Source organism: Bacteroides sp. Phil13 (genome assembly GCF_001940965.1).
Classification (GTDB): Bacteria; Bacteroidota; Bacteroidia; order Bacteroidales; family Bacteroidaceae; genus Bacteroides; species Bacteroides intestinalis.
Genome location: NZ_MSHA01000050.1, coordinates 134818 through 146622, shown reverse-complemented (window position 1 = coordinate 146622; position 11805 = coordinate 134818). Strand labels below are relative to the sequence as shown.

The window sequence follows — 11805 nt, the reverse complement described above, 5'->3', positions numbered from 1 at the left end:
AGAATGATTTCTGTTAGTGCCTGTCATCCTGAGCTTGTCGAAGGATCTACTCTCTTAGCATAAATCTGCGCTATATAAGCAGGAGAAGAGATCCTTCGACAAGCTCAGGATGACAGCTACTACAGTTATGATATATCAAAATAATTTAGAGTCAGCACATAATAAATTGCTTAGCATGAAACAGATAGGTATAACTTTAGGAACAGGCTTGTTGGCTACTGTTGCTTTGTGCGCTAATGCGGCAAACAAGAATCCCAAACCTAACATTATCTTTATCCTCTGCGATGATATGGGATACGGGGATTTGGGGTGCTACGGACAGAAATACATTGAAACGCCTAATATAGATCGTATGGCAGCCGAAGGTATGCTGTTTACTCAAGCCTATGCCGGTAGTCCGGTGAGCGCCCCTTCCCGTGCTTCGCTGATGACGGGGCAACATACGGGACACACTCATGTGCGTGGAAATAAAGAGTATTGGCAGGGAGTTCCAACCGTGAAATATGGGATTAATGACGAATTCACCGTTGTCGGTCAAGAACCATACGATGAAAATCATATCATTCTCCCTGAAATCATGAAGAAGAACGGTTATACAACAGGAGTCTTCGGCAAGTGGGCAGGTGGTTATGAAGGCTCTTGTTCCACACCGGATAAACGGGGTATTGATGAATTCTATGGTTATATATGTCAGTTTCAAGCTCATTTGTATTATCCCAATTTTCTGAACAGATACAGTAAACAGGAAGGAGACACAGGAGTTGTACGCATCCTGATGGAAGATAATATCAACTATCCGATGTTTGGCGATGATTACAAGAAACGTACACAATATTCGGCTGACCTGATTCACGGTAAGGCGCTGGAATGGTTGGACCAACAGGACGGAGAGCAGCCTTTCTATGGCTTTTTCACCTACACCTTGCCGCATGCGGAACTTGCACAGCCGAATGATTCTATTCTGAAAAGCTACAAGAAGAAGTTCTTTAGAGATAAAACCTGGGGCGGGTACGAGAAAGGACGTTATAATGTTTCGGAGCATACCCATGCCCAGTTTGCCGGTATGATTACCCGTCTGGACTATTACGTGGGCGAAGTCTTGAAGAAACTGAAAGAAAAAGGGCTGGACAAGAACACCATCGTCATCTTCAGCAGTGACAACGGTCCTCACGAAGAAGGAGGAGCAGACCCGGAGTTCTTCGGTCGGGATGGGAAACTGCGCGGCCTGAAACGGCAGTGCCATGAAGGCGGCATTCGGATACCTTTCATTGTGCGCTGGCCGGAACGCATCTCCGCCGGTTCGGTAAACGACCATCAACTGGCATTTTACGACATCATGCCCACATTCTGTGAACTGATAGGTGACAAAGGATTCCCGAAAAAGTATATCAATAAGAAATTAGAAAATGACTGTTTCGATGGCATTTCCTTTGCCCCTACCTTATTAGGCAATGCCGACAAACAGCAGAAACATGATTTCCTCTATTGGGAATTCCATGAAACCGATCAGTTCGGCGTTCGTATGGACGACTGGAAACTGGTAGTCAAGAAAGGAAAGCCTTATCTGTACGACCTCTCAAGGGATATCCACGAAGATACTGATATAGTGGCGCAACATCCGGATATTGTGAAACAGATGCTTGAAGTTATCCGCCAGGAACATAGAGAAAATAATATGTTTCCGGTGACATTGCCGGAGTTGGAATAGTTTATTAGCTATAAGGAAATGTATATTTATAATGTAATCTTAATCACTATATTATGAAAGGCTTATATTTCTTATATTTTTATTTATGCTGTCTTTTGTTTGCGTGTCATATGCAGGCGAGCGAATATTATTTGCTGCCTCGACCGCAGAAGTTTACAGAAGAACGTGGCCATTTTGTACTGGATAAGACACGCCTTGATACTCCTGTTTTGCAGGATGAATGGGAATGTTTTATTTCTGAACTGGGCGGTCGGATAGATGGAAGATCTGCGGCAGTGATTGAAGTGAAATTAGTGGAGTCGCTGGATGAAGCGCCTTTAAATAGAGATGAAGCATATAAACTTAAAGTAATGGCTAAGAAGATTTCTATAGAAGCAATGAGCGAAAGGGGAGTCTATTGGGCTATGCAAACTTTAAGGCAATTAGCCGACTCGTCAGGTAAAAAGACTACTTTTCAGGGATGTACGATAACCGATTGGCCGGCTTTTCGCATCCGGGGTTTTATGCACGATGTGGGACGTACGTATATTTCTATGGGCGAATTGAAACGTGAAATCACGATGCTTTCCAGATTCAAGATAAATGTGTTCCATTGGCATTTGACGGAGAATCAGTCCTGGCGGTTGGAAAGTAAAATATTTCCGATGCTGAACGACAGTGCTAATACTACCCGCATGCCGGGAAAATATTATACGCAAGCTGAAGCGAAAGAACTGGTAGCTTTCTGTAAGGCTCATGGAATGTTACTGATTCCAGAGATAGATATGCCGGGACACAGTGCAGCTTTTATGCGTACATTTCGCCACGATATGCAGAGTCCGGAAGGGATGAAAATATTAAAACTCTTAGTTGAGGAAGTTTGTGAAACTTTTGATGTACCTTATCTGCATATCGGCACGGACGAAGTGAAGATTACCAATCCGCAGTTTGTGCCCGAAATGGTGGCATTTATCCGTGCTTTGGGGAAGAAAGCTATTTCTTGGAATCCTGGTTGGCATTATCAAACGGGTGAAATTGATATGACACATCTGTGGAGTTCGCGCGGAAAAGCGCAGAAAGGTATTCCTGCTATTGATTCGCGTCTGCACTATCTGAATCATTTTGATACTTTCGGAGATATCATAGGGCTATATAACAGCCATATCTGCGATGTAGAACAGGGCAACGATGACATTGCCGGAGCTATCCTTGCTGTATGGAACGACCGCTGCGTCAACAAAGAGGAAAACATTATCCGTGAGAATGGTTTTTACCCCAATATGCTGGCCATTGCAGAACGCGCCTGGCTGGGTGGAGGAACTGAATATTTCGACAAGAACGGTACCATTCTTCCGCCGGATAAGAATAATGCAACATATCATTCTTTCGTTGATTTTGAAGAGCGGATGTTATGGTATAAAGAACATCTTTTCCGGGGATATCCGTTTGCTTATGTCAAACAAACCAATGTCTGGTGGAAGATTACCGATGCATTTCCCAATGAGGGAGATTTGACAAGGGTATTTCCTCCTGAACGAAAATTGCAGGATAGCTATCAGTATAATGGAAAGAAGTATGATACCCATCTTGCCGTAGGTACCGGAATTTACTTACGCCATGTGTGGGGAACGTTTGTCCCAACTTTTTATAAAGATCCGAAGGAAAATCATACGGCTTATGCCTATACTTATGTCTATTCTCCCCAAGAACAGACTGTTGGATTATGGGCTGAGTTTCAAAATTATGGTCGTTCGGAGGCTGATCTCCCGCCTTTGCCCGGCAAATGGGATTATAAAGAGAGTCGCATCTGGCTGAATGAAGAAGAAGTGTTACCGCCGGTATGGACGGCCACTCATCGTATAAAAAATCCTGAGACTCCTCTCGGGAATGAAAACTGCGTGTCCCGTCCCCCCTTATCGGTTCAACTGCATAAAGGCTGGAATAAGGTATTACTGAAACTTCCTGTAGGCAAATTTACTTTGCCGGAGGTGCGATTAGTAAAATGGATGTTTACTGTAGTGTTTGTTACTCTTGATGGAGAAAAGGCAGTGGACGGATTGATTTATTCGCCCGACAAGAAATTAGAGTGAACTGCTTATACTTATCATCTCTTTCTTATCCATGCTTGTCTTGTTACACAGACTTTATCTCCACTTTTACCTACACGCTTACACCAGCGCTCTGTATCTCCCTGTTCATCGGTGATAGAGCATGGTGGAAGCAAATAATAAGAGTGGTGTAGGCAAATTTGCCTACACCACTCTTAATTGAATGTATATTTCTGATTATCTTTTTGTTATCATTTATATTTGTATAAGACCTTTCATTCTCTATCTTCTCATTTCCTGCTTATTTTGATGTAAAAGATACCGGATTACCTGCTTTTTATTCAGATAGTACTCCGTTTCTTACCTACTTTTATCCATCCTATATAGGGATTGTAGATGTCAATCTCCTTTGTTCTTTGTGAAAATCGTGCATGTCTATTGTGTTGATATGCAGTGTTTTGGTAGTACGTACATTCGTGGGGCTTGTGCTTCATGACTGTGGAGCACGAGCCTCATCGCCGTGAAGCAGCTGAACGACATTCGTGGCCGTTGCAAAAAGAAGCACTCTGAACTAAGAAACTACCTATGCGAACGCAATGAAGCTGCTGAGTTTACAGCAAATAACAGCCTTTTTTACGAATGCTCCTCCTTATATTGCGTCGGTGAACATCCCATATACTGTTTGAACACTGTACTGAAATAACGTGATGTAGAGAACCCTGTCTGATCCGCTATCTCATTTATGCTGAGGGAACTGTGTGTAAGCAACCATACAGCTTTTTCCATCCTGATTTTAGTAATATAATCATTTGCCCCCATTCCGGTCAGTGCCTTCAACTTGTTGTAGAGGGATGCGCGGCTGATGCCCAGTTCTGTACAAAGTAGCGGTACTCCCATTTGCGGATTTTCCAGATTATCTGAAATGGTTTTATTCATTCGTTTGAGAAATATTTCGTCTGCTGAACTGAATGTACTTTCCTGTGGCTGAGGCAATGGCCCCGCTTCCGCATAGCGAGTCCGCATCCGTTCACGGTTTTTCAGTTGGCTTTGGATGATGGTGTGAAGTATGCTGACCTCAAAAGGCTTCGTCAGATAAGCATCGGCTCCGTTCTTGTAGCCGAAAATCTGGCTTTCCTCATCATTGCGGGCGGTCAGCAGAATAATAGGGATATGGCTGATTTCCAGGTCTTCCTTGATGTGCTTGCACAACTCATACCCATTCATGCGGGGCATTTGTATGTCGCTGACAACTATATCCGGATATGATTCCCGACAAATGCGCAGCGCTTCTTCGCCATCATAAGCCACCCATATCTTCTTGAATTTGCCTTTCAGTGCTTCGGACAAATAGTCGGTCAAATCCTTATTGTCATCTACTATGAGTAGTGTGTTGTTCGTGGTTTCTTCTTTTACGGCTGTTTCTTCCGGAACACTTTCCACTTCCTGGGTAGGAGCTAATAACTCATTCAGATAAGGTTGGGGTTGTAGGGTTACCTTTCCGGGCTGCACGTTGCGGGGCAACTCAAACCAGAAGGTTGCTCCGGGAGTGGTTTCGTGGTCATACGCACCGATGCTTCCGCCATGCTGTTCGGCCAGAATTTTGGAATAAGAAAGACCGATACCTGTGCCCGGACGGCTGTTGTTGCCTTGATAGAATCGGATAAAGAGATTGTTTATATCTATGTCCTTTAAACCGGGACCTTCGTCGGCTACAGAAATGCGCACGTTGCTCTGGTCTTCGGACAAGCTTACGGATACACTGATTTGCCCGTTTTCGGAACTGTATTTCAGTGCGTTGATAAGCAGGTTCGTCAGGATGGTGGTGCATTTTTCCTTGTCAAAACAGAGGGTGTCCACTTCCTTGTCCGGATTGTAAACGATGGAAATTCCTTTCATTGTTGCCTCCGGCCGGAAGTCATCAATAAGTTGTTCCACCCACGGGTTCAACTCTACGTTCTCCACATGCAGGGTGCTTTGTCCCACTTCCATTTTTCGTACATTCAGTACCATGTTCAGAAGCTCTTTCATGCGTCCGGACTGCTTGCTGATGCTTTGTATAATAGGGTATTTTTCATCCTCCGGTGATAAGGTTGCCAACAGTTGTTTTAGCGGAGCATGTATCAGAGTTAATGGAGTGCGCAATTCATGGTTGATGTTGATAAGGAAGCGTACTTTTTCTTCATACACCTGTTGCTCGTGCTCTTTCATGGCCCATTTCAGCTTATTTTCTTTGCGGCGCAGCAAGGAGAAGAATACGAGTACAATGCCGGAGAATGCCACTATGATGCAACTAATTGTGAACCAGCCGGATTTATACCAGGGCGGAAGCACTATTAATTCCAGTATTTGGTAATCTTCCGTCCATCCGCCACAACGGGTGCTGCATGCAGCCATCACTTGATAAGTTCTTGCAGGCAAACCGCTGAGTGTCAGTTCCGGTTGATAAGAGTAGATGACTTGCCCCTCCATTCCCCGCAGGGTGTAGCGATACATGGGTTTGCGGAAGATATCTTTGTCGTGGGCGATAATCTTAATGGATATGGGTTTGCTTTGTTCCGGTACTTTCAGGCTTTGTCCGGTGTTAATCAGGGCGTTCATACGTTCTCCGCCCACCGATACATCAGCCAGTTCCAGCACGGGTGGAGTTGTTGGCTCGTCGGGGAGTTGCTTGTTGACACAGAGCAGGCCGTTGACACCGCCCATGTAGATATCGCCTTGGGCAGATAACAACCGTGGCTTTTCCAGATACTCATTCAGAATCACTCCGTCAGATTCTCCGTAGAGGATGAACTCTCCTTCGTGAATGAGGTGGGCAAACAGTTTTCCGTCAGCCCCCAGCCATACGCGCCCCTGTTTATCACAAATCAGTGAATTGATTTCATTAATCAGGCTGTTGGGGATGTTGGTGTGTTCTCGCTTCTCGATGGAGTAACGGCTGAGGCCGTAATTGCTTCCTATCCAGAAAACCCCGCTTTCATCGATGGCTATGGAGTTGAATATGGTGTCTCCCTGACAACTGAAGAGAGTTTCCAATACATTTTTCCGGGAGTCTATGCGGTAGATGTGTTTAAAATCGTGCAGGTAGGAGACAGGGCCTTCGCTCTCTATCGGCAACATGGTACCAATAATCTCTTTAGTGTATTTGTCCAGTGAAATAGGGGTGAATTCTTTCTTACCTATGTGGTAACTATAAGGCGATTCGGCAAGTAATAATATGGTTTCGGGTGTGTTTTGGAATACATTTACGGCTTTTCCACGCTTGCACATCAGTTCGTTGATGCTGTCGTTTACGATAATGAGTGGCTGGTAATTTCCGGTTTTCCTGTCGAAGAAGAACAATCCTTTGCTAAACAGGGATACTAATAACCGTTGTTTGTCCACTCCTGTGATAGAAGATACTTTGTCTCCCCATGTGGACATGATGTGGTGGAACTTCTTGCTACCGGGATGAAAATGGTTGATTCCACCGCCGTCTGTCCCAATCCAGATTTCGTCATCTTCGTCCTGATAGATGCATAAGATTGATTTCTCACTTAATCCGTATTCCGTGCCGGGTAGGGCATCCGAGTAAATCTTCATCCCTACTTCCTTAATGCTGATTAGTCCTCCGCGTACACTGCCTGCCCACATACTGTTGTTGGTGTCGGAATACAAGTAAAGAATGGAATTGACCGGCAGAGAGTAAGGATCGCCCGGAGTATGTGACAGGACGGACATCTCGTCGTTTTCCGGATTTAATATATAAATGCCTGCACCGTCCGTTCCAATCCAGATGTGTCCGTCATTTTCGGCCAGTGAGAGTACAACATTGGTTTGCAGAGGGGAATTTCCGCTGTGGTAGGAGTGCAGGAGTTTGCCATTCCGGTCGTAACACTTCACCCCCTGATAATAAGGGGCTATCCATATGTTCCCGTTCTTATCAATGAGTGTGGAAATCAGTTCGTTGCTCTCAAAAGGAACAGGGCGTGTCTGTCCGGTGGAAACGTCAATGAGCAGTGCATGGTTCCAGCGGTTACTGCACAATAGGGTGTGGTCGTCCCACTTTTGTAAGTTGGTAATATTGTATTTATTATTAGGTGTCAGAGGATATAAGAATTTGATTTTCCGGTTGGCATAGTCATATTTGTAGAGTCTTCCGTTACCACCGAACAATACGCCGTCGGTCCACGGGCAGATGGAAGTTACGGTCACCGGGTTGTTGTCTTCGTCGCGTGCTTGGAGGAATTTGTCTTCCTGATAATCGTAGTAGAATAAACCTTTGGGAGTAATGGTCCAGATGGTATGTTCTTTATCTTCAATAATATGGGTGATGTTTCCCAATAGATATTTTCTTAGTTCGTAGCCGTCGAAACGTCCGATGCCCAGCCTCGTTCCCATCCATACGTATCCTTTCTCCTGGCTCACAACCAGGCAGCGGACTGAAGAGGACAAGCCATTTTGCGTACTTATCTGCTGGAAAGCGTATTGTTTATTGCCGACTGCTTTATCCGGAAAGAGTAACAATAGGAACAATATCAGTGTGGTTAACATGGTTTTTCTCATGGTGTTGTGCAAAGATTGGAACAAAAATAGGGTTTTGTATCGAACCATACAAAACAAAAGGCAGGAATCTGATGGGCAGGAACTCTAAATTTATCTATTTTAGCTGTAGAAAGTTGGCTTCTTATTGATAAAGGATTAACTTCTAGATTAGTACATAAGATATGTAGTGTATTATGCAAAAATACTATATGCTAATTCTACTAAAATATGTCATGTTTTCTATTTCATTGAAAAATTTCTTCCAAATATGTTATGTTTCAATTTTATCTTCTTATATAGAAGAAAACTGGATGTACATAGAATAAAAAGTAAAGTCTATATGTAGCTTTACTCTTTATTCTATGTGATTAGGAGATATATACTGAATATCCCGACCTTCTTGTTAAATGTATTTTTCTATTTTCTTAATTTAATCTGCTTTATTTCCTGAAAATATAATATAATACCATAGGTTGGATATTAGAGTCAAATTCTCCATGATAATTGAGGGGGTTCCATATCTTTCCGGCTTTTTCATAAAGCATATATTGGTCATCATCAAAACAGCCAGCCTTGAGTACTGAATTAATTAGATCCTTTGCAGCACTTTTAAAAATGGGGGAAGAATCTGTTGAAGCTAAATAAGAATCTGCTTCCAGAATTCTACCATAAAGTATAGCAGTTACTATATCCGGAAAAACATGCGCTTCAAATTCGATAGTAAGCTTTTTGTCTGGATTATTGAAATCTATTCCGTAGTAACAATGTTGTAGAGTTTTGAATAATTCTTTCATGAGGTTTTTAGAATTGATATTTTCTTTACTTGCAAATAGAATATACCTATCGTTACCATCATATTTCTCTTTTGATTTTCCTTCAATGGATGAATCTATGTGAAAATTTATTTTTACATCGCATATTGTTAAAGCGTTATAGACTTCTTTCCAAATTCTTTGAGCCTTTATTGATAATAGAGCCTCCCTCAGAAGCATTTGCTCTTTATATGTTAAAGTGGACTTGTTTCCATAGATTTTATCAATAGGATCTGAGGGATACACTATCTCTCCAATGGGGGGCTCTCCTGGACCGTCTCCACCTGGTATATTACAGTCTTCTATGCATTCATAACCAAGGAGTACTGTTGGACAGTGAGGGCTTGAATCACCTGTGCCAAATTCCATATCATCCATACCTGTTTGTCCGCCATCGCAACTAGGGCCATAAATAGGATAACAGATTTCTTGGCATCCATCACTAGAGCGTGTAGCAACATTTGAAGAGTTAGCCTCTTTTTTTAAATCTGTAATCTTTGATAGGCTTGCGGTAATTTTTCCTTCTGAATATTTCCAACCATTAATAAAGCTACCATTCACCTCATAAAAAAAGACGCTGCCACTGAAGTCCGGTTGACGATATAGATAATTGTTCTTTCCGATTGTTCGAGTATTTTTTAAATACTCATAAGTTCCAATAAATACCATAATGAAACTTTTCGTTTCTTTCGTCTTTTTATTTAGTAAAACTACTAAATGAGCATTGTTTCGAATATAGCTCTGTTTCTTATCAGATTGCCAATGAGATTCAGTATCATTGTCCAATATAAGATATGCTCCATGAGTGTAGATAGGAGTTTCTACTACTTCGTACTGCATTCTATTATATTCTTCGGCTTCATCCCAACGAGGCTTGCATAACCATTCTTCCCCACTGATAGTTCGTGTTGTGATTACTGGAGTATAGTTGTTCTCAAACCATAGTTTGGCTATCGGCATAGTTAATTCCTCATTTTTATTATCTTGCCGATTGTTTCCAGAATTTCCATCCCCTTGTAACATATGATCGGCGCAAGCCAATAGCATACCGAGTATCCCAATATAAGCTAGGATATTCCATTTTTTGTAAGATCTAATGTTTTTCATACATTTTCCTGTTTAAATTAATAATTATTTTGATTTACCTTCGAAGATACTTTTTAAATCGCGATGTAATTTGAATGTATTGAAACCGTAAATTTTTACATCCTCTGTTAATATCTTATGGGCTATTTTTCGTGCCTCTTCTATTCTTCCCGTTTCGTTGTATAAAAAGGCTAATTTCCCTCGTGGAACTTGTAAAGAAGGCATCATAGCTGCTGCTAATTTATAGGCTTCTTCGGCTTCCTTCCATTTGTAATTTTCTTTTAAATAGTCTCCTTTTATTATGAATAAACCAGGAGTAGGAAAATTGGTTTCCAGAAACTGGATTGAGTAAAGAAGTTTCTCGTCTGAATGACTTGCTCTTAATAGTTGAATGTAGAGGTGGAAAAAACTTATATCACTTTTCATTTCTTTTTTTATATTTTCAAGTGTATTGGGAAACTCTGTAGCCATTTGTGAATTGCTATTTTTCAAACAACTATATAGTTTGTGGTACGACTCCCATTTATTCCAAAGTTGATTGCTTAGGCAAATAATAGTGAAACTGCATAGAATTATCATTGCTATTTTGGAGTATTTATTATAAGGAAGCTCATGATATTTTTTTTCTCTTTTTTTTTTAATATGAGGGCAATTCCTATAACCCAGAATGCGAGCAGTGAAAATACTTGATCTGGATAGGCAAAAATCCCCCATATAAAGATTCCTACTAAAAGAGATTTGCATATAATATTAATAGCTCCCTTTCTTTTTGGTGGAATAAGTAGCCAAATAATGAAACTTAAATAAACGAATAAGCCTATTATTCCATACTCAACAGTTATACGCAGAGGTTCATTAAATGCTAAATGGGTATTACCAGCTAATGCTCTTTCCTCGGTAGTTGCTGATGAGCAATCCAGGTATTTAGCCTGATAATACAAATAATTTGCTGCAAAACCGCCTTTGCCGAATCCTGTTAGAGGCTTGTCTTTTATCATTTGCCAACTGACTTTCCATATTAGTAAACGCCCGTCAGCTGACTTGGGTTTTAAATAATATAATGTTCCAACAGATATAACAATACAAAGTACAATACCTCCACAATACATTACTTGTTTAAATCGTAACTTTTGGGGCGCAAATAGTAAATATAGACTATATAAAATAGAAATGATCAATGAAATATAAGCAGCACGGGCATAAGTCAATATCAGTATAGGTGTACAGAATAGTGTGATTGCAATAATAAACATCAGTAATTTGTGGCACTTTTTTAATTTAATATAAAAGAGTATGAATACATTCAGTATTATTCCTAATAAAGAGCTTAATATTATGGCAAGTATTGCCGGATTGTGATAGGGGCCTGTTAATATGAAATATTTGCTATTGGAAGGAAGATATTCGAAGTATTGTAGATACCCCCAACATGCAAGTAAAAATGCTGTCCAAAGACAAACTTTAAATACTATTGAATAATATATTTGTTCAATGTAACATAATGTAATGAATAATATTAATAAACTGTAACTTCCTATATTCCATAAACTTGTCAAGTCTCTGAAGTCAATCAAATAAAATACCAAAAAACAAAAACATAGGATTATGGGCTTGGATATCCTGACTTTCCCTCGGTAAATGCCTAAAGATA

At 41.1% G+C, this 11805-nt stretch carries 6 protein-coding genes; 2 read left to right on the top strand and 4 right to left on the bottom strand.

The window, feature by feature from the left end:
- The first annotated feature begins 175 nt into the window (after positions 1-175).
- Complete coding sequence (locus BWI44_RS09985) at positions 176-1708, top strand: arylsulfatase (protein WP_195208701.1); 1533 nt, start codon at positions 176-178, stop codon at positions 1706-1708.
- Between the two features lie 110 nt (positions 1709-1818).
- A complete protein-coding gene (locus BWI44_RS09980; RefSeq protein WP_229036113.1) occupies positions 1819-3777 on the top strand; it encodes a family 20 glycosylhydrolase in 1959 nt (652 codons plus the stop codon).
- Positions 3778-4368: 591 nt separating this feature from the next.
- Here BWI44_RS09980 and BWI44_RS09975 read toward each other — a convergent pair.
- The 4 genes from BWI44_RS09975 to BWI44_RS09960 all read right to left on the bottom strand — a co-directional run bounded on the left by BWI44_RS09975 (position 4369) and on the right by BWI44_RS09960 (position 11407).
- Positions 4369-8277, bottom strand: coding sequence for a hybrid sensor histidine kinase/response regulator transcription factor (locus BWI44_RS09975; protein WP_229036105.1), 3909 nt, complete (start codon positions 8275-8277; stop codon positions 4369-4371).
- 419 nt (positions 8278-8696) lie between these two features.
- Positions 8697-10175 (bottom strand): hypothetical protein, encoded by a 1479-nt coding sequence (locus BWI44_RS09970; RefSeq protein WP_195208703.1) that lies wholly within the window; start codon positions 10173-10175, stop codon positions 8697-8699.
- Between the two features lie 24 nt (positions 10176-10199).
- Positions 10200-10625: a tetratricopeptide repeat protein gene (locus BWI44_RS09965; protein WP_195208704.1), complete on the bottom strand. Its 426-nt coding sequence runs from the start codon at positions 10623-10625 to the stop codon at positions 10200-10202.
- A 110-nt stretch (positions 10626-10735) separates the two neighbouring features.
- Positions 10736-11407, bottom strand: a complete 672-nt coding sequence (locus BWI44_RS09960; RefSeq protein ID WP_195208705.1) for an O-antigen ligase family protein — start codon at positions 11405-11407, stop codon at positions 10736-10738.
- Positions 11408-11805 lie beyond the last annotated feature (398 nt).